Origin of the sequence: Caballeronia sordidicola, from assembly GCF_002220365.1 — a bacterium.
Lineage (GTDB): Bacteria > Pseudomonadota > Gammaproteobacteria > Burkholderiales > Burkholderiaceae > Caballeronia > Caballeronia sordidicola_C.
On the sequence record NZ_MTHB01000126.1, the window covers coordinates 107,410 to 132,390 of the forward strand.

General features: G+C 60.7%; 22 protein-coding genes. 8 read left to right on the top strand and 14 right to left on the bottom strand.

Going from position 1 to position 24,981, the window contains the following annotated elements:
- Nucleotides 1-98: 98 nt before the first annotated feature.
- The 7 genes from BSU04_RS21215 to yacG all read left to right on the top strand — a co-directional run bounded on the left by BSU04_RS21215 (nucleotide 99) and on the right by yacG (nucleotide 6,807).
- Complete coding sequence (locus BSU04_RS21215; protein ID WP_089162452.1) at nucleotides 99-1,388, top strand: HlyC/CorC family transporter; 1,290 nt, start codon at nucleotides 99-101, stop codon at nucleotides 1,386-1,388.
- A gap of 206 nt (nucleotides 1,389-1,594) precedes the next feature.
- Nucleotides 1,595-2,815 (top strand): GspE/PulE family protein, encoded by a 1,221-nt coding sequence (locus BSU04_RS21220; protein ID WP_179258383.1) that lies wholly within the window; start codon nucleotides 1,595-1,597, stop codon nucleotides 2,813-2,815.
- A gap of 2 nt (nucleotides 2,816-2,817) precedes the next feature.
- A complete protein-coding gene (locus tag BSU04_RS21225; protein WP_089162454.1) occupies nucleotides 2,818-4,023 on the top strand; it encodes a type II secretion system F family protein in 1,206 nt (401 codons plus the stop codon).
- Between the two features lie 39 nt (nucleotides 4,024-4,062).
- Nucleotides 4,063-4,974 carry a prepilin peptidase gene (locus tag BSU04_RS21230; protein WP_089162455.1) on the top strand — a complete coding sequence of 304 codons (912 nt, stop codon included), beginning with the start codon at nucleotides 4,063-4,065 and terminating at the stop codon, nucleotides 4,972-4,974.
- A 25-nt stretch (nucleotides 4,975-4,999) separates the two neighbouring features.
- A complete protein-coding gene (gene coaE / locus BSU04_RS21235) occupies nucleotides 5,000-5,647 on the top strand; it encodes a dephospho-CoA kinase (RefSeq protein WP_089162456.1) in 648 nt (215 codons plus the stop codon).
- 156 nt (nucleotides 5,648-5,803) lie between these two features.
- Nucleotides 5,804-6,559 carry a cell division protein ZapD gene (gene zapD / locus BSU04_RS21240; protein ID WP_031360708.1) on the top strand — a complete coding sequence of 252 codons (756 nt, stop codon included), beginning with the start codon at nucleotides 5,804-5,806 and terminating at the stop codon, nucleotides 6,557-6,559.
- A 56-nt stretch (nucleotides 6,560-6,615) separates the two neighbouring features.
- Complete coding sequence (yacG, locus tag BSU04_RS21245) at nucleotides 6,616-6,807, top strand: DNA gyrase inhibitor YacG (protein ID WP_089162457.1); 192 nt, start codon at nucleotides 6,616-6,618, stop codon at nucleotides 6,805-6,807.
- Between the two features lie 28 nt (nucleotides 6,808-6,835).
- Here the strand turns inward: yacG and BSU04_RS21250 are convergent, their stop codons facing one another.
- From BSU04_RS21250 to secA, 4 genes are all read right to left on the bottom strand, one after another.
- The gene (locus tag BSU04_RS21250) at nucleotides 6,836-7,279 is read right to left on the bottom strand and encodes an NUDIX domain-containing protein (RefSeq protein ID WP_089162458.1); all 444 of its coding nucleotides are present in this window, start codon (nucleotides 7,277-7,279) and stop codon (nucleotides 6,836-6,838) included.
- Nucleotides 7,276-8,139 (bottom strand): ATP-binding protein, encoded by an 864-nt coding sequence (locus BSU04_RS21255; protein WP_089162459.1) that lies wholly within the window; start codon nucleotides 8,137-8,139, stop codon nucleotides 7,276-7,278. The genes BSU04_RS21250 and BSU04_RS21255 overlap by 4 nt, the downstream gene beginning before the upstream one ends.
- A gap of 16 nt (nucleotides 8,140-8,155) precedes the next feature.
- Nucleotides 8,156-9,397, bottom strand: a complete 1,242-nt coding sequence (argJ, locus tag BSU04_RS21260; protein ID WP_089162460.1) for a bifunctional glutamate N-acetyltransferase/amino-acid acetyltransferase ArgJ — start codon at nucleotides 9,395-9,397, stop codon at nucleotides 8,156-8,158.
- 197 nt (nucleotides 9,398-9,594) lie between these two features.
- Entirely contained in the window at nucleotides 9,595-12,405 is a 2,811-nt protein-coding gene (gene secA / locus BSU04_RS21265) for a preprotein translocase subunit SecA (protein WP_089162461.1), read from the bottom strand.
- Between the two features lie 261 nt (nucleotides 12,406-12,666).
- Between secA and BSU04_RS21270 the strand changes: the two genes are divergently transcribed.
- Entirely contained in the window at nucleotides 12,667-13,158 is a 492-nt protein-coding gene (locus BSU04_RS21270) for a DciA family protein (RefSeq protein ID WP_089162462.1), read from the top strand.
- Between the two features lie 48 nt (nucleotides 13,159-13,206).
- On the opposite strand, the gene lpxC is transcribed toward BSU04_RS21270, so the two are convergent.
- The 10 genes from lpxC to murD all read right to left on the bottom strand — a co-directional run bounded on the left by lpxC (nucleotide 13,207) and on the right by murD (nucleotide 24,931).
- A complete protein-coding gene (lpxC, locus tag BSU04_RS21275; RefSeq protein ID WP_089162463.1) occupies nucleotides 13,207-14,124 on the bottom strand; it encodes a UDP-3-O-acyl-N-acetylglucosamine deacetylase in 918 nt (305 codons plus the stop codon).
- A gap of 366 nt (nucleotides 14,125-14,490) precedes the next feature.
- Nucleotides 14,491-14,994, bottom strand: a complete 504-nt coding sequence (locus BSU04_RS21280; RefSeq protein WP_089162464.1) for a peroxiredoxin — start codon at nucleotides 14,992-14,994, stop codon at nucleotides 14,491-14,493.
- A 280-nt stretch (nucleotides 14,995-15,274) separates the two neighbouring features.
- Nucleotides 15,275-16,468, bottom strand: coding sequence for a cell division protein FtsZ (ftsZ, locus tag BSU04_RS21285; RefSeq protein ID WP_089162465.1), 1,194 nt, complete (start codon nucleotides 16,466-16,468; stop codon nucleotides 15,275-15,277).
- 99 nt (nucleotides 16,469-16,567) lie between these two features.
- Nucleotides 16,568-17,800 (bottom strand): cell division protein FtsA, encoded by a 1,233-nt coding sequence (ftsA, locus tag BSU04_RS21290; RefSeq protein WP_031360698.1) that lies wholly within the window; start codon nucleotides 17,798-17,800, stop codon nucleotides 16,568-16,570.
- Between the two features lie 27 nt (nucleotides 17,801-17,827).
- Entirely contained in the window at nucleotides 17,828-18,580 is a 753-nt protein-coding gene (locus tag BSU04_RS21295) for a cell division protein FtsQ/DivIB (RefSeq protein WP_089162466.1), read from the bottom strand.
- A gap of 10 nt (nucleotides 18,581-18,590) precedes the next feature.
- The gene (locus BSU04_RS21300) at nucleotides 18,591-19,538 is read right to left on the bottom strand and encodes a D-alanine--D-alanine ligase (protein WP_089162467.1); all 948 of its coding nucleotides are present in this window, start codon (nucleotides 19,536-19,538) and stop codon (nucleotides 18,591-18,593) included.
- Complete coding sequence (gene murC, locus BSU04_RS21305; protein ID WP_089162468.1) at nucleotides 19,535-20,947, bottom strand: UDP-N-acetylmuramate--L-alanine ligase; 1,413 nt, start codon at nucleotides 20,945-20,947, stop codon at nucleotides 19,535-19,537. The genes BSU04_RS21300 and murC overlap by 4 nt, the downstream gene beginning before the upstream one ends.
- Nucleotides 20,944-22,089 (bottom strand): undecaprenyldiphospho-muramoylpentapeptide beta-N-acetylglucosaminyltransferase, encoded by a 1,146-nt coding sequence (murG, locus tag BSU04_RS21310; RefSeq protein ID WP_089162469.1) that lies wholly within the window; start codon nucleotides 22,087-22,089, stop codon nucleotides 20,944-20,946. The genes murC and murG overlap by 4 nt, the downstream gene beginning before the upstream one ends.
- On the bottom strand, nucleotides 22,086-23,423 hold the full coding sequence (gene ftsW, locus BSU04_RS21315) for a putative lipid II flippase FtsW (protein ID WP_089162470.1): 1,338 nt from the start codon (nucleotides 23,421-23,423) through the stop codon (nucleotides 22,086-22,088). Before ftsW ends, murG begins: the two co-directional genes overlap by 4 nt.
- On the bottom strand, nucleotides 23,420-24,931 hold the full coding sequence (gene murD / locus BSU04_RS21320; RefSeq protein WP_089162471.1) for a UDP-N-acetylmuramoyl-L-alanine--D-glutamate ligase: 1,512 nt from the start codon (nucleotides 24,929-24,931) through the stop codon (nucleotides 23,420-23,422). The genes ftsW and murD overlap by 4 nt, the downstream gene beginning before the upstream one ends.
- Between the last annotated feature and the right edge of the window lie 50 nt (nucleotides 24,932-24,981).

Here is a 24,981-nt window from a genome sequence, read left to right on the forward strand (position 1 = left end):
GGCCGGTCGAACCATCGTCCGGAAGGCTTGTCGAGCAAGAGAAGCAATCGCTTTCTGCTCTGCTATAGTCTTTCCCATCCTCCCTTTCCAGATCGCGCGTGGACCACATTCCCTTATGGGCGCAAATCTGCGCCATTTTCCTGCTGCTCTTTCTCTCCGCATTCTTCTCGATTTCCGAAACGTCGATGATGGCGCTCAATCGCCATCGCCTGAAACACCTTGCCAACCAGGGTTCGCTGCGCGCTCGCGTCACGCAGGGCCTCCTTGCCAAGACCGATCAACTGCTGAGCGTGATCCTGATTGGCAACAATCTGATCAACACGATCATTCCGGTACTGACAACGTCCATCGCGCTGCGCACTTTTGGCCATAACAATCTGGTGTTGTCGGTGACGACCGGGGTTGTTGCGTTCCTCATCATTGTGTTTGCGGAAATTGCGCCGAAGATTGTAGGCGCGACTTATCCGGAGAAGGTTGCGCTCCCGGCCAGCCTGGTTTTGTCGCCTTTGATGCGTGTGGCGAGGCCGCTCGTCTGGTTCGTCAACCTGTTCGCGAACGGCGTGCTTAGGGTGCTGCACATCAATACAAAAGGCGGTCGGGACCAGCGGCTTTCCACCGAAGAACTGCGCACTATCGTGCTGGAATCGGGCAATTTCATGCCGACCAAGCACCGCAGCATCCTGCTGAACCTGTTCGACCTGGAGAACATCACCGTCGACGACGTGATGATTCCGCGCCGCCGGATTGAAGCCCTGGATTTCGATGCCCCCTTTGACACCATCCTGCATCAGCTCGAGACCTGCTATCACAACAAGCTGGTGGTATATCAGGGCGACATCGATCGCGTGCTGGGTGTTCTGCATGTGAGAAAGACGCTCTCTGCACTGCATAACCAGGAATTTGAGCGCGAGACCTTGCGCGAACTGTTGGCCGAACCGTACTTCGTCCCGGCAGGCACGCCCGTGTTTCAGCAACTGCAATTCTTTCAGGAAAGCAGGCATCGAATTGCGATTGTGGTGAACGAATATGGCGAGCTGCAGGGACTGGTGACGCCGGAAGACATCATTGAAGAATTGATTGGCGAGTTCACCACGACCATTCCACGCGGGGCCGGTTCGCGTAGCGGCTGGAACGAGGAAGGCGAATGCATTGTGGCCGGCAGCATGCCGTTGCGCGAGCTGAACCGGTGGCTGAAGCTGACGCTTCCCACCGACGGCCCAAAGACACTCAACGGCCTGATCCTCGAAACCCTGGAAGAGATTCCGGACGGTGACGTGAGCGTGCGTATTGCCGGCGTGCACTTCGAAGTCATGCGCAGCGACGACCAGGCGATACGCACCGTGAAAATATTCCGGCCGCAAGGCGTGGTGCTGAGAAAGCAAGGGTAGCAACGAAGTTCGGTTCATGGGGCAGCTCGGGTTTCGCATTGGGCTTCTGGTTGCACCAGCTTGCGCCATTTCCGCCTCCGCGAATCACCTGTGGGGCCGCGTTAGCCGTTCGGCCAGCTTTCCAGCGTTCCCAAGCGTTAGCCGTTCGGCTGAGTTGGAACGAGGCGCGTGGAAGGACAAGATCGGGGCATCCCGTTCACCGAGCCATGCCCATGCCGTCTTCTCTCCCGGTTACGTTTTCTCGGCCGCCGCCGCAGCTATCCGCTCGCCCGGCCGATACAATCCCTGACGCCGACAACGCACCTGCTGTTGCGTTGCTCACCGATACCCTGCGCGAAGCAGCTGCACGCGGCGCATCCGATATCCACGTCGAACCGGGCGAGCACGAGTGGCGCATCCGCTTGCGTATTGACGGTGCGTTGCACGTCTTTCTCAAGCCGCCACCGCATTTGCGTGACGCTTTCATCACGCGGATCAAAGTGCTGGAGCGCATGGACATTGCCGAGCGGCGCGTGCCGCAGGACGGACGTTTGCGCTTGCCGCTGGCGAACGGAAATCCGGAGGACTATCGCGTGAATTCGCTGCCGGTCCTGTTCGGTGAAAAACTGGTGTTGCGCCGCCTGGAGTCACTGCCGGCGGATCTGTCGCTGGCGGCGCTGGGACTTGCCCCCGACCAGCAGAAGACCGTGGAAGCCGCGATCCACGCGCCGCACGGACTCGTGCTGGTCACCGGCCCCACCGGTAGCGGCAAAACCCTGTCGCTGTATTGCTTTTTGCAGATGCTCAACGCGGAGTCACGCAACGTCTGTTCCGTCGAAGATCCCGCCGAAATCCAGCTTGCCGGGATCAATCAGGTCAGTGTCCGCGACAAAGCGGGACTCACTTTCGCGGTCGCGCTGCGCGCGTTCATGCGACAAGACCCGGACGTGATCATGGTCGGCGAAATCCGTGTCGCCGAAACTGCCGACGTTGCCGTAAAGGCGGCACAAACAGGCCATCTCGTGCTCTCCACGCTGCACACCAACGACGCACCCGCGGCCATCGCACGATTGATCGACATTGGCATTGCGCCGTACAACCTGGCGTCGGCGCTAAGACTTGTTACAGCGCAACGGCTGGTGCGGCGGCTCTGCGACGCTTGTCGCTTGCCTGCAGACCTGGAGTTCGAGCCGGGCTTCAAACCGTTCGAGCCCCGTGGCTGTGCCGCGTGCCATGGCATTGGTTATCGCGGCCGAGTGGGCGTGCATCAACTGATGCCCGTCTCCGACACGTTGCGCGAACTGATCGTCGCGCGCATCGCCACGCACGCCGTCACGCGGCAAGCGCAAAGCGAGGGCATGCCCAGCCTGCGCGACGCTGCCTTCGCACGCGTACGCGAAGGCATGACAAGCGTGGCGGAAGCCGCCGACGCCACGGAGCTTACGTGAACATGAGCCCAATCTCCTTTGATACGCGCTTTGGCTGGCGAGGTATTGACGCAAACGGCGCGGACAAACGCGGCAAGACGATCGCCGCGGATTCAAGCGGTGCGCGCGCACCGCTGAAACGCGCCGGTGGCACGGTGCTCGAACTCACCGCGCTCGGTTCGGCGCCGCCCCCCAAAGCGCGGGCTGCCGACGTCACGCTGTTCACGCGGCAACTCGCCGGCTTGCTGCGCGCCGGCCTGCCGCTTGCGCCGTCGCTGGATCTCATCGCCGATACTCCTTCGCGCGGTGACCTGCCACGCATCGTGGGATCGGTTGCACGGGATATCACGCAGGGCATCGCATTCTCAGAAGCGCTCGCGCGTCATCCCGCCTTTTTCAACGCGCTGTATTGTCAGCTGGTCGCCGTTGGCGAAGTAGCCGGCGCGTTGCCGGTCGTGCTCGCGCGACTGGCCGAAGACCGCGAACGCGCAGGCGCCCAACGGGCGAAGCTGCGTGCCGCGCTGACCTATCCGGTCGCGGTACTGTTGTTGTCGCTTGCCATTACCGCAGGATTGCTGATTGGCGTGGTGCCGACCTTCAAGACCATCTTCGATGGTTTCGGCGCGAAATTGCCGGCACCGACTTTGTTCGTGCTCGCTTTATCGGATGGCGTCGCGCGCTGGTGCGGACCGTTCGCGCTCTTTTGCGTGGTGTCCGGCATCGCGTTCAAGCGGCTTCTACGACGAGTCCCCGCCGTCAGAAGAGCGTTTGACCGCGCCATGCTGAAGCTGCCGCTTGCCGGATCCCTCCTGCGCGCGTTGGCGGTTGCACGCTGGAGCCGCGCGCTCGGCACGTTACTGGCGGCGGGCACACCGTTATCTGATGCATTCGATTCCTTGGCGAGCGCCACAGGCAATCGTATCTTTGATACCGCCACCGTCGAGATAGCCGGGCGCCTTCGGCATGGCGAGAGGCTCGCCGCCGCCATGCGTGCGGTCGGCTGCTTTCCGCCGGATGTGGTGCAGCCTATCGCCGTAGCCGAGGAATCCGGTTCGCTCGACGCGATGCTGCTCGATCTCGCTACACTGGGCGACCGTCAGGTGGACGAACAGACCAGCGCATTCGCGAGGCTGTGCGAGCCGGTGGTGATCGTCGTACTCGGTGCATTGGTGGGCGGTCTCGTCGTCGCCATGTATCTTCCGATCGTTCAACTCGGGAATGTGGTGTAGGTGGTGTAGGATCGCAGCCGAATTCAACCCAGGACAGCCATGCAGCCTTTGTATCAGGCGGAGTTTTCAGGCCGCTATCTCGACGCTTACGGTTCCGCATTCGGCGCTTTGCCGCTCGCGGCGCAGTATGGTTTCGCGATCGTCTTCGGGCTGGTAATCGGCAGCTTCCTGACCGTCGTCGTGCACCGCTTGCCGATCATGCTGGAGCGCGCGTGGAAAGCGGAGAACACTATCGACAATGAGGACGACGGGCATAAGGACGCGCCGCCCGCCCGCTATAACCTTGCCGTACCCCGAAGCGCGTGCCCGCATTGCGGCCACGTGTTGCGGGCATGGGAAAATATTCCGGTCGTGAGTTACATGCTGCTGCGCGGCCGTTGCGCGAAATGCAACGCACGCGTGAGCGCACGTTACCCGCTGACCGAGCTGGCCACCGCGCTGTTAGCCGCGCTATCGCTGTTTGCGTTCGGACCTACGCTGATCGCGCTCGCCGCGTTCGGTTTATGCGCGACGCTGCTGACCACGAGCCTGATCGACTTCGACACCCGCTATCTGCCCGACACGCTGACCTTACCGCTGCTGTGGGCCGGCTTGATTATCAATCTTGGCGACACGGCATTCGTCCCGCTGCGCGAAGCGGTTATTGGTGCGATCGCGGGTTATCTGTTTCTCTGGTGCGTGTATTGGCTGTTCAGGCTGGTGCGCGGCGTGGAAGGCATGGGTTACGGCGACTTCAAGCTGCTCGGCGCCCTTGGCGCGTGGCTAGGCTGGCAAGCGCTGCCGCAGGTGGTGCTGGTGTCGGCGGTGGCCGGCGCGATCTTCGGACTGGCGGCAACGGGTATTGGCAAGATGCGATTTGAAGAACCGCTGCCGTTCGGGCCGTTTCTCGCGGCAGGCGGCGTGATTACGTTATTTTTCGGTACGCCGCTTTACGCAATGTTCGGCGGATAAAACGAAACGAAAAGGGAGTTGAACGATGTTCAGCATCGGCTTGACCGGCGGGATCGGCAGCGGCAAGACCACGGTGGCGGACATGTTCGCCGCGCGCGGTCTTCCGGTTATCGATACGGACCTGATCGCGCACCAGATCACCGCGCCGGGCGGCATCGCGATGCCGCTGATCGAAAGCACGTTCGGCCCGGAATACGTCTGCGCCGACGGTTCGCTGGATCGCGTAAAAATGCGCACCCGCGTTTTCTCCGATAACGCCGCCAAAGCTCAACTCGAGTCGATCACGCATCCGCTGATCCGCGCCGAAAGCGAGCGTCAGCGCAATGCGGCGCAAGGGGCTTATCACATCGTCGTGGTGCCGTTGCTGATTGAAGCGGGGGAACGAGCGAGCAAGGTAGAGCGGATTCTCGTGGTCGACTGCCCGGTGGATACGCAAATCGAGCGTGTGATCCGGCGCAATGGCTTCACGCGCGATCAGGTGCTCGCCATCATTGCGCGACAGGCCACCCGTGAAGCGCGTCTGGCGGCCGCTGACGATGTCGTCGTCAATGACTCCACCGCCACGCTGGAAACGCTGCGGCGCGAGGTGGACGCCCTGCACGCGCGCTATCTGGTGATGGCCTCGGAAGCGAGCGACCCCCGGAGCAAACCGAAGAGCAAACCGCGTACCTAGCAAGTGCATGCAACGCGTTCGAACTCCTCACGAACACCGCTGAAAATGCGCGCCAATTGTGATTAAACGTGCGGATTTGCCGTGGGTTTGATGCGGCATTAGAATGTCCTCACTTTCTGCCATCGAACCTTTCGACCAACGCCGAGGCGAGCGCGCTTGATCCTTTACGAGTACCCCTTCAACGAGCGAATCAGAACGCTGCTGCGTCTCGAAGACCTTTTCGAGCGCTTCACCTTCTTTCTGACTCAAGAAGACCCGCGCGAACATCACGCCGCACTGACCACGTTGTTCGAAATCGCTGAGGTCGCGGGCCGCACGGACCTGAAAGCGGACCTGATGAAGGAGTTGGAGCGTCAACGCCAGACGCTCGCGCCGTTCCGCGGCAATCCCGGTATTGAGCAGGATGCGCTGGAGTCGGTGCTTGGTGAAATCGAGCAGACATTGGCCGGCCTCGGGCAGATGCAGGGCAAGACAGGCCAGCATCTGGCCGATAATGAATGGCTCGCGAGCATTCGCAGCCGTACGATTATCCCAGGCGGAACGTGCCGCTTCGATCTTCCGTCGTACTTCGCATGGCAACAAAATCCGGCCGAGGAACGTCGCGGGGACATCGCGAAATGGGTCACGCCCATGCTGCCGTTGCGAGACGCCGCCACTATCGTGCTGCGTCTAGCACGCGAATCGGGGCAGGCGTCCAAAGTCATGGCAATGCAAGGCAGCTATCAGCAGATGCTTTCGGGTCGAACTTATCAATTGATGCAGGTGCGGGTGCCGTCCGACACGCGCCTGATTCCCGAGGCAAGTGCGAACAAATACATGCTGTGGGTGCGCTTTACGGTACAGGATGGCGATCTGAGGCCACGTGCAGTAGACGCCGACATCCCGTTCCACCTGACGCTATGCAGTCTTTAAGTTGGGCTTGAAAACCCCATTTACTGAACTCAACCTCTTTGAATCCGCTCTGCAGAATGACCACTATCGTTAAATGCCCGACTTGCGAGAAGGACGTCCGGTGGGTTCCCGAAAGCCGCTTTCGTCCCTTTTGTTCAGACCGTTGCAAGCAGATCGATCTCGGTGCTTGGGCGACCGAGAAGTATAAGATCGGCGGCAGTCAGCAAGACACGCCGCCCGATGAAGACTCGCATAGCGGCCTGAACTAGGCCGCGGTCCCGTTATGAAACGAAGCGTCTAAACCGCTTCAGCCGCGAGCCACTCCAGTACAGGAATGGCCGCGGGCAACAACGGCGTGACGTCGGCGGGAAGATGCTGCCAGGCCAGCGCCTGGCCTTCTCGGCCGACCGGCTCGCCGCTCCACGCGGTCACCTTGCAGAAGTAAAGCCGCACGTAAGCATGGGGATAATCGTGTTCGAGTGTCCGCCAGCGCTCGCAGGCGGTCACCTCTATACCCAATTCCTCATGCAATTCCCGTGTGAGCGCCACTTCAACGCTTTCCCCCGCTTCCAGCTTGCCACCGGGAAACTCCCAGTAACCTTCATACGGTTTGCCTTCCGGGCGCTGAGCCAGCAGATAACGGCCGTCCGGTTGCACGAGCACGCCGACTGCGACGTCCGTCACTTGACGCCCATCGGGCGCCGTGTTTGAAACGCTCGTAGTAGAAGTAGTAGCCGTCATGCCTTGCGGCCCGACCAGTCGCGGGCGAATTGCCACGCTACCCGTCCCGAGCGCGAGCCGCGCTCCAACGCCCACACGAGGGCGTCGCCGCGAGCACCGGCAATCTCTTCTGCCTCGCAGCCGAAATGCTTCAACCAGTGCCCGACGATCGTCAGGTAATCGTCTTGCTTGAACGGGTAAAAGCTCACCCACAGGCCGAATCGCTCGGACAGCGAAATCTTTTCTTCAACCACTTCGCCGGGATGAATTTCGCCGTCGGACGTGTGTTTGTAGGTCTCGTTGTCGCTCATGTATTCGGGCAACAGATGGCGTCGGTTCGACGTCGCGTAGATCAGCACGTTGTCTGATTGAGCGGAGATCGAGCCATCGAGCGCCACTTTCAGCGCCTTGTAGCCCGACTCACCCTCTTCGAACGAGAGGTCGTCGCAGAAAACGATGAACCGTTCCGGCCGCGCGGAAATCAGGTCGACGATATCGCCGAGATCGTGCAGATCGTCTTTATCGACTTCGATCAGACGCAGCCCTTCCGTGTGGTACGCGTTCAGGCATGCCTTGATCAGCGACGACTTGCCGGTACCGCGCGCCCCCGTCAGCAACACGTTGTTCGCCGGCGACTTGCGCACGAACTGCCGCGTGTTCTGCTCGATCAGCCCCTTCTGGCGCTCGATATTGCAAAGATCGTCGAGCGACAACGGCGACAGGTTCGGTACAGGTTGCAGGAAACCGCGCCCCTGACGCTTGCGCCAGCGAAATGCCACGGCGCTGTTCCAGTCGATTTCCGGCGGCGCCGGCGGCAACATCCCTTCTACGCGCGCCAGGACAGCTTCGGCGCGGGTCAGAAATTGTTCGAGTTTGTCCATGGGAAATGGTGGTGGTTCAAGACCGGTAATCGGCGTTGATGCTGACGTAATCGTGCGAGAGATCGCACGTCCAGATGGTGGCGTTGGCCTGACCACGGCCCAGCAGCACGCGGATCGCGATCTCGCTTTTCTTCATCACGCGCTGCCCGTCTTCCTCGCGATACTCAGGATTGCGGCCACCGTTCTTCGCGACCAGGACATCGTCGAGGTACAGATCGATCTTGTTCACGTCGAGATCCGCCACGCCCGCATAACCGATAGCCGCGAGAATCCGGCCCAGGTTCGGATCGGATGCGTAGAAGGCAGTCTTGACGAGCGGCGAATGACCGATCGCATACGCGATCAGGCGGCATTCGGCTTCACTCGTGCCGCCTTCCACCGTCACCGTCATGAACTTGGTCGCGCCCTCGCCGTCGCGCACGATCAGTTGTGCCAGCTCCTGTGCCACCGATGTCACGACGTCGCGCAACGCGAGATAGGCCGGAGAGTCCGTCGAAGCAATCAACGGCAGCGACGACTTGCCCGAAGCGATCACGATAAACGAATCGTTCGTCGAGGTATCGCCGTCAATGGTGATGCAGTTGAACGAGCGATCGGCAACGTGCTTGATCAGCGTATCGAGCACCGGTTGCGTGACAGCGGCATCGCAGGCGAGAAAGCCCAGCATGGTCGCCATGTTCGGCCGGATCATGCCGGCACCCTTGCTGATACCCGACAGCGTGACCGTATGGCCATCGATCTGAACCTGACGTGACGCGGCCTTCGGCAACGTATCGGTGGTCATGATGGTTTGCGCGGCGTCGTACCAGTGAGCAGGCTTTTGATTCGCCAGCGCGGCGGGCAATCCGGCTTTCAAACGATCAACAGGCAGCGGCTCGAGAATCACGCCCGTGGAAAACGGCAGGATCTGCGTGGCTTTCAGGTCCAGCAGCACGGCCAGCGCCTCACATGTTTCGCGCGTGTGCGCCATGCCCGTCTCGCCGGTTCCCGCATTCGCGTTGCCCGTGTTCACCACCAGCGCACGAATGCCCTTGGCGCCCGCACGCACTGCGTCCAGATGCTCGCGACACACCGTCACGGGCGCGGCGCAGAAACGGTTTTGCGTGAACACACCGCCGACCGTCGCGCCTTCTGCGATCTGTATGACGAGCACATCCTTGCGATTCGGTTTTCGAATGTTCGCCTCGGCCCAGCCTAGCGTGACGCCGGCGACGGGAAACAGGTGGGCGGGATCGATCGAGGGAAAATTGACGGCCATGTTCGCGACTCGCTAAAAGTGGCGAGTGCCGGTGCACAGAAAGCGCAACGACACGGAGATGAAAGAAACGGAGCCTGACTTGTTTGAAAGGCGGACGTCCGGGGATACCAAAACCAGCCTGCCAAAGACAAACGACGCATTGCTGCGTCGCCTGTCTCCAATGCTATCTGTTACTCGCTACCGCTCTCAACCGTCGATTATGCGAGCTTGCCGTGACAGTTTTTGTACTTCTTGCCGCTGCCGCACGGGCACGGGTCGTTGCGTCCGACCTTCGGCACGTCGTCCGTCGCCACGCGCGTGGCGACCGTAGTGTCGTCGCCGTACGCCATCGCCTGATTGATCATCTGCGTGGTAGCGCTTGCTGCGACGGCCGCCGCAGCCGCGCCGCCCTCTTCGAAGTCAGCGTGCTGGAACGATACGTTTTCCAGATGGCTGCCCTTCTCTTCGTACTGTTCGGCGGCTTCTTCAAGCTGTTCCGGCGACTGGATCTGCACGTTCATTACGACCCGCGTGACTTCCTGCTTCACCGAATCGAGCATGGCGGCGAACAGTTCGAATGCCTCGCGCTTGTACTCCTGCTTCGGATTTTTCTGCGCGTAACCGCGCAGATGGATGCCCTGACGCAGGTGATCCAGTGCTGCAAGATGCTCGCGCCAGCGGCTGTCGAGCGTCTGCAGCATGATCGAACGCTCGAATGCGCTAAACGATTCACGTCCGACCAGCGCGACCTTCGCCTCGTAGCTTTCATCGGCGGCGGCAACTACGGCTTCCAGAATCTCGTCAGCGTCGATGGAATTCGACTCGTTGATCATCTCCTGAACGGCGAGATCGAGTGACCATTCGTTGCGCAGCACTTCTTCCAGTTCCGGCGCACTCCATTGCTCTTCAATGCTTCCGGCCGGCACGTACGTGTGCGTGACTTCAGCGATGACGCTCTGGCGCATGGCGGTGATCGTCTCGGCCACGTCGGTCGCTTCGAGCAGTTCATTGCGCTGCTGGTAGATCACCTTGCGCTGATCGTTCGATACGTCGTCGTATTCGAGCAATTGCTTGCGAATGTCGAAGTTGCGCGCTTCCACCTTGCGCTGCGCCGATTCGATCGAACGCGTGACAATCCCCGCCTCGATCGCCTCGCCTTCCGGCATCTTCAGGCGGTCCATGATCGAACGCACGCGATCGCCGGCGAAGATACGCAAAAGCGGGTCGTCGAGCGACAGATAAAACCGCGACGAACCCGGATCGCCCTGACGTCCGGCACGACCGCGCAACTGGTTATCGATACGACGCGATTCATGCCGTTCCGTACCAATGATATGCAGTCCGCCCGACGCCTTCACGCGGTCGTGCAGCGCTTGCCATTCGTCTTCCAGATGCTTGATGCGGCGTTGTTTTTCTTCTTCGGAGAGCGATTCGTCCGCGTCGATAAACGACGACTGCTTCTCGACATTGCCGCCCAGCACGATGTCCGTACCGCGACCGGCCATGTTGGTCGCAATGGTGACAGCGGCCGGCCGACCGGCTTCCGCGACAATCGCCGCTTCGCGCGCGTGCTGCTTCGCGTTCAACACTTCGTGCTTGAGACCGGCTTGCGTGAGCAGGCCGGATAGCAACTCCGACGCCTCGATGGACGTAGTGCCCACCAGCACCGGCTGGCCACGCTCGACGCATTCGCGGATATCGCGCGTCACGGCGTCGTAGCGTTCCTTCGCCGTCTTGTAGATCTGATCCTGCTTGTCGGTCCGCTTCGGCGGACGGTTCGGCGGGATCACGACTGTTTCCAGGCCGTAGATCTCGTTGAATTCGTACGCTTCAGTGTCCGCCGTACCGGTCATGCCGGACAGCTTCGAGTACATGCGGAAAAAATTCTGGAACGTGATGGACGCAAGCGTCTGGTTCTCGTTCTGGATCTTGACGTGTTCCTTCGCTTCGACGGCCTGATGCAGGCCGTCAGACCAGCGCCGGCCGGTCATCATGCGACCGGTGAATTCGTCGACGATCACGACTTCATTGTCCTGAACCACGTAATGCTGGTCGCGGAAAAACAGCGTGTGCGCACGCAACGCGGCATACACGTGGTGCATCAGCGTGATGTTTTGCGCCGCGTAAAGGCTCTCGCCTTCACCGATCAGACCCCACTCGGCCAGCAGGCGCTCGGCCTTTTCGTGACCTTGCTCAGTGAGGAAAACCTGACGCGCCTTTTCGTCGAGCGTGTAGTCGCCCACTTTCTCGACGCCCGTGCCGTCCGCCTTCTCCTCGCCGATCTGCTGCTCGAGCAGCGGCGGCAGCGCGTTCATGCGCACGTAGAGTTCGGTGTGATCTTCGGCCTGGCCGGAAATAATGAGCGGCGTACGCGCTTCGTCGATAAGAATCGAGTCCACTTCGTCGACTACCGCGAAATTCAGCGGACGCTGCACGCGCGCGTGAGTCTCGTAGACCATGTTGTCGCGCAGGTAGTCGAAGCCGAACTCGTTGTTCGTGCCGTACGTGATGTCCGCGGCATACGCTTCCTGCTTCTGCGCGTGTTCCATCTGCGACAGGTTGATGCCCCACGACAACCCAAGGAAGTTGTAGAGCTTGCCCATCCACTCGGCATCGCGTTGCGCAAGATAGTCGTTCACCGTGACCACGTGCACGCCGCGTCCGGACAACGCGTTCAGATACGCGGCCAGCGTGGCGACGAGCGTCTTGCCCTCGCCCGTGCGCATTTCCGCGATCTTGCCGTAATGCAGCACCATGCCGCCGATCAGTTGGACGTCGAAGTGACGCATCTTCAGCACGCGTTTGCTGGCCTCACGGCACACCGCGAACGCTTCGGGCAGCAACCGGTCGAGCGACTCGCCGCTCGCCACGCGCTGACGGAACTCGTCGGTCTTCGCGCGCAGTTGCTTGTCCGTGTACTGCTCGATCGTCGGCTCGAAAGCATTGATCGCCGCAACGGTCTTTTGGTACTGCTTGACTAGGCGCTGGTTGCGACTGCCAAAAAACTTTTGGAGGAAACCGGTGGTCATCGGATCAGTGTCTGCGTCGCGGTATCGGCTTAGAGCGCGCTGGGTGCGTCCCGGTTCGGGGAACCTCGGCGGCTTAAGTCCATGGGTGAAATCGAATCGGGGATTTTAGCACGCGCCCCCGATAGAGCTTGCGTGCACATCGTTTGTAGTACATTGGCCCGGCGGCGCTCCAGAGCGGTTCAAACCGGCGAGCACGCCACCGTGTCACAAGGTGCGCAGCGTTACAATCAGCGCGTCCCCGCCAGCCCCACAGATTCAAAAATGAGCCGATATCCCCCGAATTCAAGGCCTCCGCCACGCTTCGATCCACGCAAGCCACAGGCGCTGACGGAAGTGCTCGGGCGCACCAGCGAGTTTCTTGCACTGCGTGCCGGCGTGGAGCAAGTGACGGCGCTGCAACGCGATCTGGTGGCGCTCCTGCCCGATTATCTTGGATCCAACGTGGAACCAGGTTTCATTAAAGATGGCGTGCTGGCGCTTTTCGCTGGACATAATGCGCTCGCCGCGCGCCTTAGGCACATTGAACCGCGTCTTTTAGTGGATTTGCAACAACGCGGCTGGGCGGTGAATGCTCTGAAGATTCGTGTACGGCCGCAGGCGATGAAAGATGTGGTGCCACCCAAGCAAGCGCGCATGTCAGCCGCCGGGGCCGATGCCCTGCAAACGCTCGCTGAAACCCTCGAGCCGTCGCCGCTTCAGGAAGCGCTCGCTAAAATGGCCGCGCGCCATCACGCGAAAGCACAAAAAAAATGAGCGGCGCTCGAAAGCAGCCGCTCATTTCATTCTGACTTGCCAAATACTTTACGCGAACGCTGTTTGAGTATCGAAAGCGAAACCACGCGGTGCCGCTTGTTTATCCTCGAACGTAACGATTTCATACGCGTCTTCATGCGCCAATAATTCCCGCAGCAACATGTTATTCATTGCGTGGCCGCCCTTATAAGCAGCGTAAGACGCCAACAACGGATGACCGACCACATACAGGTCGCCAATTGCGTCCAGCATCTTGTGCTTCACAAACTCGTCTTCATAACGCAAACCGTCGTTATTCAGAATCCGGTATTCGTCGAGCACGATGGCGTTATCCATACTGCCGCCCCGCGCCAAACCGAGTTCGCGCATCATTTCGACTTCGTGTGCAAAACCGAACGTTCGTGCCCGGGCAATATCTCGGACATAGGACGTATTCGCAAAATCCACTTCAAGCGCCTGTCCGGTTTTATCAACAGCCGGATGGCGGAAATCGATGGTGAATTTCAGTTTGAAGCCGAAATACGGATCGAGACGCGCGAATTTATCGCCGTCGCGGATTTCTACCGGCTTCGTCACCTTGATAAATTTCTTTGCCGCGTTCTGCTCTTCAATGCCAGCCGATTGAATCAGAAACACGAACGAAGCAGCGCTGCCATCCATAATCGGAATTTCTTCAGCCGTGACATCGACATACAGATTGTCGATACCCAGTCCCGCACATGCCGACATCAAATGTTCGATGGTCGACACGCGCGCGCCGTCTTTCTGCAACACCGAAGCGAGGCGCGTGTCACCGATAGCCAGGGCCGACACGGGAATGTCCACCGGCACGGGCAGGTCGATACGCGCAAAGACAATACCGGTATTAGCCGGCGCGGGCCGAAGCGTCAAATCCACCTTACGACCCGAATGCAGGCCGATTCCGACGGTTTTGACGATGGTTTTAATGGTTCGCTGCTTCAACATGATTTTTTTCGCTTCGATTGTGACTCTCGATTGAGAGAATCAATCGTGAATTTGTATTCAATAGCGCGAAGTATACTCTAATCGCTTCGCGTCGTCCCGGACGGAACCTCGCAACTTGTTTCTCCAAGTTACCGGGTAATTTCGGCACGCCAGCTGCTTTGCCACGCGAAAACGAGCAGGGTCGGGCCGATGACCGGAATGGAGGCATTCCCGGACATCGGCACCGCGTTACGGCTTTGTTTCGACTTTGTTGCGGCGCATTTCAAGAGAGCGTGCGAGCATCAATTTATGTGGCACGGATGCAACACTACGCTCGCCCTATCGGCCTGAAACGGGCCCAACATCAACTCAACATCGCTTGAAACATCAGCCCAACGTCGCCAGTACGCTCTCAGCGCTGCTGACTTCAAACTTGCCGGGTGCTTCGAGATTCAGCGTCTTGACCACGCTGTCCTCGACCACCATTGCGTAACGCTGGGAGCGAATTCCCATGCCACGCTCCGACAAATCCTGCTCCAGGCCGAGTGCTCGGGTAAAACGTGCGCTGCCGTCGGCGATCATCTTCACCTTGCCCGAGGTTTGAAGATCGCGTCCCCACGCGCTCATCACGAACGCGTCGTTGACGGAGACACACCAGATTTCATCGATACCCGCCGCAGCCAGCTTCTCTGCATTGTCGATAAAACCTGGTACGTGCCTGGCGGAACAGGTGGGCGTGAACGCGCCCGGCAATCCGAAGATCACCACGCGCTTGCCCGCCGTCCGCTCGCGCACCGAGAAACCGTTCGGTCCCACGGCGCAACCCTCCGTCGCCACGTCGATGAATTCGAAGAGGCGTTCGTCGGGCAGCGTTTCACCTGTCTTGATCATGGATCGGCCTTTCACTGAGTCAGTGCTGGTCACGCCAGCGATTTGCTACTTGATTCATCACACATCACCACGCCAACGTCGTCGCGCCACGCCCGCTCTCACAGCTCGACAGTTCGATCTCATCCCAATATAGACGATGATGAACATAATCGAAGCGGTCACTCGACCACGGCCTGGCGTCCAGCAGACGCGGCCTGAAGCCTGAGGCAGCACGACCTTCGCCTGACGCTTTTGCCTATGGGCGTTTAATACAAAAACCATCCGCCCCCGGCAAAAATCATCAGTCTGCCTGCTTACGCAAGAACGCCGGAATGTCGTACGTATCCACGCCCTTTTCCTGCAGCGCCTGCACGTGCGAAGCCGCCGTTTCACGCGACGAACGCCACACAGCCGGCGTATCCAGCGCGCCGTAATCCGTGCCGTTCGATTGCTGCGGTGCGTAGCTATGCTGCGCGTGCGCGATCGGCGCATTGTCCGTGCCGGTGCGCAGCAGGGTCATCGGTGCAGCTTGTTGCTTCTTCGCTGCACGGCCAAGGCCCGTTGCAACAACCGTCACGCGCAGAGCGTCGCCCATGGCGTCGTCATACACGGCGCCGAAGATCACGGTCGCGTCTTCTGCTGCATACGACTTGATCGTGTTCATCACTTCACGCGTTTCCGACAAACGCAGCGAACGGCTCGACGTAATGTTCACCAGCACGCCGCGTGCGCCCGACAGATCCACGCCTTCCAGCAGCGGACTTGCCACGGCTTGTTCTGCAGCCAGGCGCGCACGATCGACACCAGCGACCGTCGCCGTGCCCATCATTGCCTTGCCTTGCTCGCCCATCACCGTCTTCACGTCTTCGAAGTCGACGTTGACCAGCCCGTCGACGTTGATGATTTCCGCGATGCCGGCAACAGCGTTGTTCAACACGTCATCAGCGCACTGGAAGCACTTGTCCATCTCAGCGTCATCGCCCATCACCTCGAACAGCTTGTCGTTCAGAACGACGATCAGCGAGTCGACGTGATCCTCCAGTTGCTGCGATCCCGCTTCAGCCACGCGCATGCGGCGGCCGCCTTCAAACTCGAACGGCTTGCTGACCACACCTACGGTCAAAATACCCATTTCCTTGGCGATCTGAGCCACGACCGGTGCTGCACCCGTACCCGTGCCACCACCCATGCCTGCGGTGATGAACACCATGTGCGCGCCGCGCAATGCATCGGCAATACGCTCACGCGCATCTTCCGCTGCGGCCTTGCCCATGTCCGGCTTCGCACCAGCCCCGAGACCCGTGTTGCCCAACTGGATCACCTGGGTGGCACGCGAACGCGCGAGCGCCTGCGCATCCGTGTTCATTACGATGAAGTCCACGCCCTGGACCCCGCGATTGATCATGTGCTGCACTGCGTTTCCACCTGCACCACCAACACCAACGACCTTGATGATCGTTCCGTTGGTTTCCGTTTCCAGCATTTCGAAATCCATATTGCCTCCGTCAAGAATGAAAATCGGCGTTATTCGGCAAGAGATCGGGCAACCTCTTGTCGCGCGCCAGCCGCCGGCACCAGCGCGAATTCTTTGTGTTCAGAAATTTCCCAGGAACCAATCTTTCATGCGTCCCAAAACCTGTCCCATCGATCCGGACTGCACGGCAACCTTGCGGCCACGCATGCGTTGCGAACGACCTTCGACGAGCAAACCCATCGCGGTGGAATAGCGCGGATTGCGAACCACGTCGGCCAGACCGCCCGCGTATTCGGGCACGCCGATACGCACCGGCTTCAGGAAGATGTCTTCGCCGAGTTCGACCATGCCGGGCATCATCGATGCGCCACCGGTCAGCACCACGCCGCTGCTCAGCAATTCTTCGTAGCCCGACTCGCGCACGACCTGCTGCACGAGCGAGAACAGTTCTTCAACGCGCGGTTCGACCACAGCCGCCAGCGCCTGCCGCGACAGCGTGCGCGGACCGCGCTCGCCGAGTCCGGGCACTTCGATCATTTCATCCGGATCGGCGAGCGCCTGCTTCGCGATCCCGTAGCTCACCTTGATATCTTCCGCATCGGGCGTCGGCGTACGCAGCGCCATCGCGACGTCGCTCGTGATCTGATCGCCGGCGATAGGAATCACCGCTGTATGACGAATCGCGCCTTCGCTGAAGATTGCGATGTCGGTCGTGCCTCCACCGATATCCACCAGCACCACGCCCAGTTCCTTCTCGTCTTCCGTCAGCACCGCCAGCGACGACGCCAGCGGCTGGAGAATCAGGTCGTTCACTTCGAGGCCGCAACGGCGCACGCACTTCACGATGTTCTGCGCCGCGCTCACCGCGCCCGTCACGATATGCACCTTCACTTCCAGGCGGATGCCGCTCATGCCGATCGGCTCGCGCACATCTTCCTGGCCGTCGATGATGAATTCCTGCGTCAGGATATGCAGCACCTGCTGATCGGTCGGGATGTTGATCGCCTTGGCTGTTTCGATCACGCGCGCCACATCCGTCTGCGTGACTTCCTTGTCCTTGATGGCGACCATGCCGCTCGAATTGAAGCTTCGAATGTGGCTGCCGGCAATGCCGGTGAACACGTTCGTGATCTTGCAATCGGCCATCAGTTCGGCTTCTTCGAGCGCTCGCTGGATCGACTGGACGGTCGCCTCGATGTTGACGACAACGCCCTTTTTCAATCCCTTCGAGTCGCTTTGCCCGAGCCCGATCACCTCGTAGTGGCCTTCGCCTTTCAACTCGGCGACGATAGCCACCACCTTCGACGTCCCGATGTCGAGGGCGACCAGCAAGTCTTTGTAGTCTTTGCTCATAGGGTGCTCATTGCCTGTGATGTCTGCTTACTTCTTCGCTTTGTCGGTGTCGCTGATGAAGCGCATGCCGGCGGCCTTGATCGCAAAGCCGTTCGGATAGCGCAAATCCGCGTACTCGATGTCATTTCCCCACCGCCCCGTCACCGCCGACCACGCCGCCACGAACCGTCGGCTGCGATCAAACAACGTGTCCTGATTGCGCTCACGCCCCAATTCGATCTGCGTCCCGTTCGAAAGCTTCACTGTCCACGCATATCGCGGCGACAAGATGACTTCTTCCGGATGCGCGTCGAGCGGTGCAAACCACTTCGTGAAATCGTGATAGCGCGCCACCACTTCTTTCGCCGATCCGTCCGGTCCTTCGAACGCAGGCAAGTCGTCATCGAGCTCGCCCTGGTTCGCCGTGAACAGGTCGCCGTCAACGCTGACCAGTTGATCCGTGCCCCATGTGCCGAGCGGCTTGAATTCTTCCAGCGTTACCGACAGTGCATTCGGCCACACGCGCCGCACGCTCGCGTGGCGCACCCACGGCATCTGTTCGAACGCGGCACGTGCGGCGTCGAGATCGACAGTGAAGTAGTTGCCCTTCAAATGTCCCACCACGCTCGCGCGCACTGTCGGCGAATTGATGTGCGACGTGTCGCCGTCAATCTGGATCTCGCGCAGGCGGAACTCAGGCCGCTGGATCGCCCAGTAACCGGCGGCCCCAAGCAGCACGAACACGAGCAATACGTGCAGTGCGTTGGCCGTGAGGTTCAGTTGGCGAACGTTATTCCACATTTTCTACGTCTCAATCCTGCAATGTCAGCGACAACACCTTCACCACCAGATCCTTGTAGCTGATCCCGACGGCCCGCGCCGCTTTAGGAGGCAGCGAGTGGTCCGTCATCCCCGGCGCGGTGTTCACTTCCAGGAAGTACGGATTGCCGTCGCCGTCCATCATGAAATCGGCACGGCCCCAGTCGGTGCAGCCGAGCACGTCGAACGCACGGCGTGAGAGCTGCTTCATGCGCGTTTCGTCGGCGGGCGTGAGGCCGCAGGGAATCGGGTACTGCGTGTCGTCGGCAATGTACTTCGCGTTGTAGTCGTAGAACTCACCGGCCGGCACGATCTTGATGATCGGCAAATCGAGGTCGCCCGCGATACAACATGTGTATTCACCGCCGCCTTCAATGCTCTTCTCGACCAGCACGATCTTGTCGAACTTCGCCGCTTCGATCAGCGCCGGCACCAGCGTTTCCGCGCTCTTCACCTTGATCACCGCGACGCTCGATCCCTCGCTCGCCGGCTTCACGAACAGCGGCAAACCGAGCCTCGCAATACTCCGCTGCGCCGCGTCTTCGTAATCGTCACCGCGCATCACGACTTCGAACGGCGGCGTGGGCACGCCGGTTTGCTGCCAAACCAGCTTCGTGCGGAATTTATCGAGACCAAGTGCCGAACCGAGCACGCCGCTGCCCGTGTACTTGATGCCGTAGAAGTCGAGCGCGCCCTGCAACTGGCCGTTCTCGCCATAGCCGCCATGCAACGCGATAAACACGCGCGCAAACCCTTCGGACTTCAACTCGGCCAGCGGCCGTTCCGCCGGATCGAACGGATGCGCGTCGATGCCGGCATCGCGTAATCCTTGCAGCACGAGACGTCCCGAATTCAGCGATACCTCGCGCTCAGCGGTTTCCCCGCCCAGCAGCACAGCCACCTTGCCGAACACCTTGGGGTCGATTACGTTACTCGTCATTTCAAAACCTTCGAATCCTGAACTTGCGTCGTCAGCCGAGCGCATACGCCGCCGATAGAACCGGCCCCCATCGTGATCACTACGTCGCCATTGCGTGCCAGCGTGGCAATCGCGTCCGGCATCTCATCCACCGTTTCGACAAACACCGGCTCCACTTTCCCCGCCACCCGAATCGCACGAGCCAACGCGCGGCCATCGGCGGCGACGATCGGCGCTTCGCCTGCCGCGTAGACGTCGGTGAGCACGAGCGCGTCGACCGTGGACAGCACCCGCACGAAGTCTTCGAAGCAATCGCGCGTGCGCGTGTACCGATGCGGCTGGAACGCGAGCACGAGACGCCGGCCAGGAAATGCACCGCGTGCCGCCGCGACCGTCGCGGCCATTTCGACCGGGTGATGGCCGTAGTCGTCAATCAGCGTGTACGCACCGCCTTCGGACGCTTTCGCGTTCACTTCGCCGTACCGCTGAAAACGCCGGCCTACACCGGTGAATTCCTGGAGTGCCCTCTGGATATCGGCATCTGAGACTTCAAGTTCAGTTGCAATCGCAATTGCAGCCAACGCGTTCTGCACGTTGTGCGTGCCCGGCAGGTTCAAAACGATATCCAAAGGCGTCGCGTCTTCACGCAGCGTCGTGAAATGCATCTTGCCGTCGCGCGCTTGCACATTGACCGCGCGCACTTGCGCTTCGGCGCCCAGGCCGTATCGGATGATCGGCTTCGACACGAACGGCAGAATTTCTCTTACGTTCGGATCGTCCACGCAGAGCACCGCAATGCCGTAGAACGGCAGCCGGTGCGTAAATTCGATAAACGCCTGCTTCAGCCGCGCGAAGTCGTGGCCGTATGTGTCCATGTGATCGGCATCGATGTTCGTGATGACTTCGATCACCGGAAACAGATTCAGGAACGACGCATCGGATTCATCGGCTTCGGCCACAATGAAATCGCCCGTACCGAGCCGCGCATTCGCGCCCGCACTGATCAATCGGCCACCGATCACGAAGGTCGGATCCAGGCCGCCGGCGGCCAGCACGCTGGCCACCAGCGACGTGGTCGTGGTCTTGCCGTGCGTTCCGGCAATCGCGATGCCCTGCTTCAGGCGCATCAGTTCCGCGAGCATCACGGCGCGCGGAACGATCGGAATCCGGCGATGGCGCGCGGCCAGCACTTCGGGGTTATCGGAGCGCACGGCGGTGGACACGACCACGGCATTCGCGCCGTCGATGTTCTCTTCCCGATGCCCGATCGCCACGCGTGCACCCAGCGTGGTGAGGCGATCGGTCACGCCGTTGCTCGTCAGATCCGAGCCGCTGACCTGATAGCCGAGGTTGAGCAACACCTCCGCAATGCCGCTCATCCCCGCGCCGCCGATGCCGACAAAGTGAATGTGTTTGACGATATGTTTCATGGCTGGATTTCCTTCGGCGCTTGTATCAGCGCGCTCAAGCCGGCTACATCGGCGCAGACCCGGCCGACGCGTTCAGCCGCGTCGGGTTTCGCCAGGGCGCGAGCTTTCACTGCCATGTGGCCAAGCGTCTCGCGGGTCTGTTCGCGCAACCAGCCAGCGAGCTTTTCCGCCGACAAATCGCGTTGTTGTATTAAGTGGGCCGCGCCCGCATTAGCGAGGAACGCAGCGTTGGTGGTCTGGTGGTCATCGACGGCAAAGGGGAACGGCACGAACAACGCCGCCACGCCAACGGCTGCGATCTCCGATACGGTCATCGCGCCCGAGCGGCAGATCACGAGATCCGCTGCGGCGTAGGCGCTCGCCATGTCGTCGATAAACGGCACCAGTTGAACATGGTCATCCGCCGATAAACCCGCTGTCGCATAGTTCGCTTTCAACGCATCGATATGCTTCGCGCCTGCTTGATGCACGACGCGTGGACGCGTTGCGGGGTCGAGCAACGCGAGCGCTTTAGGTACGGTTTCATTCAAAGCGGCTGCACCCAGACTGCCCCCGACGACCAGAACGTTAAGACGCGCGTCAGCATCCACATTCCGCGCGGCGTAGCGTTCTTTGGGTGGCAAAGCCTCGGCAAGTTCCGCACGAATTGGATTTCCGGTCCATTCAGCATTTGGCAGCGCATTCGGAAACGCGACCAGCACGCGTTTTGCCACATGCGCGAGGACCTTGTTCGCCAGTCCTGCGATCGAATTCTGTTCGTGGAGCACGAGCGGCGTGCCGCTCAGCTTCGACATCAAACCCGCCGGAAACGTGATATATCCGCCCATGCCGAGTACCACGTCCGGCTTCACCTTGCGCAGCGCGTGCAGGCTTTGCGAGCAGGCGCGCAGCAGGTTCACCGGCAGCATCAGCTTCGTCTTGAGGCCCTTGCCTCGCACACCACCGAAGCGCACGTACTCCATCGCAATGCCGTGCTTCGGCACGAGCGTCGCTTCCATGCCCGACGCGTTGCCGAGCCACACCACACGCCAGCCGCGCGCCTGCATCCAGTGAGCGACCGCGAGCCCCGGGAACACGTGTCCCCCGGTGCCCCCGGCCATCACCATCAGCGTGCCTGCGCGAGATGACGTCGAAACCGTCATACCTTCCCTCCGCGCATGAGCACCCGGTTTTCGTAGTCCACGCGCATGAGCACAGCGATCGCGACGCAGTTCAGCAAGATGCCCGAACCGCCGTAGCTCACCAGCGGCAAGGTCAGGCCTTTGGTCGGCAACAGACCGAGGTTTACGCCCATGTTGATGAAGGTCTGCGCACCGAACCACAGGCCGATTCCTTTCGCCATCAAACCAGCAAACGTACGGTCGAGCGCGAGCGCCTGACGGCCGATTTCAAACGCGCGCCGCACGATCCAATAGAACAGCAGGATCACGACCAGCACGCCGACAAAGCCGAGTTCTTCGCCGATCACCGCGAGGATAAAGTCGGTGTGCGCTTCCGGCAGATAGTTGAGCTTCTCGACACTGCCGCCCAGTCCCACGCCGAACCATTCGCCGCGGCCGAACGCGATCAGCGAGTGCGTGAGCTGATACGCCTTACCTTGTGCATAGCGGTCGTCCCACGGATCGAGGTAAGCAAAGATCCGTTCACGACGCCACGGCGATGCCCACACGAGCAATGCAAACGTGCCAACGGCCGTTGCCACCAGGCCGCCGAACAGCTTGGCGTTCACGCCGCCGAGGAACAGCACACCCATGGCGACGACCGCGATCACCATAAACGCACCCATGTCCGGTTCGAGCAGCAGCAACGCGCCGACGAAACCTACCGCGACGGCCATCGGTAAAAAGCCGCGGCCGATGCTGTTCATGAACTCCTGCTTACGCACCGTGTAGTTGGCCGCGTAAATAGTTACGGCGAGCTTCATGATTTCCGACGGCTGCATGTTCGTGATGCCAAGCGGAATCCATCGACGCGCGCCGTTCACGCCCTTGCCGATGTGCGGAATCAGCACGATCACGAGCAGGAACAGCGACGCCAAGAAGAACTTCGCCGCGTACTTGTCCCACGTCGACACTGGAATCTTGAACGCGATGATCGACGCCACGACAGCTGTCGCGATGGATACAAGGTGACGCACCAGGAAGAAGTAGTCTTTGTACTGCGCGTATTTTGGCGAGTCAGGCATGGCGATCGAAGCTGAATACACCATGACGATGCCAATGCCAAGCAACGTGATCGTTACCCACAGCAGCGAGTAGTCGTAGTCGAGCATGCGCGAGCGGATGGACGTCACGCCGTTGACCGCGCTCGAAATGCCGTTCGCCCGTTCTGCCACGCGCGCACCGACACCGCCAAGCCCACCCACGCCGCCCGTGCGGTCGGTACGCGAGGTGCGGCCGCCGAGCGTGGCGCTGTCGTTTGCAACAGCGTTGCGCTGACCGGTCAGTTTCGAGCCAAAACGTTCGGACCAGCTCATAACATCACTCCCCGTTCTGCCGCAATGTCCGCCACCGCTTGCCGGAATACGTCCGCGCGATGTGCGTAGTTTTTAAACATGTCGAAGCTGGCGCACGCAGGCGACAGCAATACCGCATCGCCAGGCTGGGCCAGATGCGCCGCCGCTTGCGTCGCGGCTTCAAGCGTCGTGTGGTCGTGCAGCGGCACATCCGTTTCGGCCAGCGCCTCACGAATGCGCGGTGCATCGCGGCCAATCAGCATCACCGCCCGGCACCAACGCGCGACCGGCGCCGCGAGCGGCGAAAAATCCTGACCCTTGCCGTCGCCACCCGCGATCAGCAGCGTCTTCTGCGCCAAGCCATCGAGCGCCGCGACCGTCGCGCCGACGTTCGTGCCTTTGCTGTCATCGACGAAATCAATGCCTTCTATTTGCGCGATCACTTCCACGCGATGCGGCTCGCCCTTGTACTCACGCAAGCCATGCAGCAGCGAAGCGAGCGGCAAATTGATCGCCCTTGCGAGCGCCAAAGCAGCCAGCGCATTCGCCGCGTTATGCAGACCGCGAACGCGCAGCGCATCGACGGGCATCAGGCGTTTCGAATACACATTCGGCTCAGCGGCGACATCGCTTTTACGCCGGCGCGCGGGCGCGGGTTCATCGCTGAGATCGCGGTCATTGCCTTGCGCGAGCCATGCGATACCGTTCTCGCGCAGCAGACCGTAGTCGCCAAGACGCTTCGGCTCGTTCAGACCGAACGTGACCACCAGCGCGGGATTTCCCGATCCCAGCGCCATGGTCCGCGCGTCGTCACGATTGAGCACGCGCACCGTCTTTTCACCAAAGATGCGGCCCTTCGCTGCGGCGTAAGCGTCGAGACCGCCATGCCAGTCCAGATGATCCTGCGTAATGTTGAGCACAGCAGCAGCGTCCGGCGCGAACGAGTGTGCGGTCTCAAGCTGAAAACTCGACAACTCCAGCACCCAGACATCGGGCAGCGCGGTGGTGTCGATTGCTTCACTTAACTTGTCCAGCATCGCCGGGCTGATGTTTCCCGCCACCGCCGCGGTCTTGCCGGCACGTTCACACAACAGCCCGGTCAGCGCGGTCGTCGTGGTCTTGCCGTTGGTGCCCGTAATGGCGATCACCTTCGGCGCATAGCCATTCGCGCCAAGCGACTTCAACGCTTGCGCGAACAATTCCAGCTCGCCCCACACAGGGACGCCGCGTTCCCGCGCGGCGTCGAGGAGCGGCCTCAAATCATCAGCCAGAGGCGACAGTCCCGGGCTGATTGCAACAATCTCGATACCGCCATCGAGCAGCGCCGGCGTGAACTGACCGCCGACAAACTCCGCATCGATGCCATGCACAGCGAGTTCCGACAGGTTCGGCGGCGTGGCGCGGGTATCGGCCACGCGCAGACGGCACCCGTGACGCGCGCACCAGCGCGTCATCGCGAGGCCGGATTCACCGAGCCCCAGCACAAGCACCATCGGACTTTGCCGATCGAAGAACTTCTCGCCAAACATCGCTTTACCTTTTTCCCGACCAACTAAAAATCAACGCACGAATTTGCGTA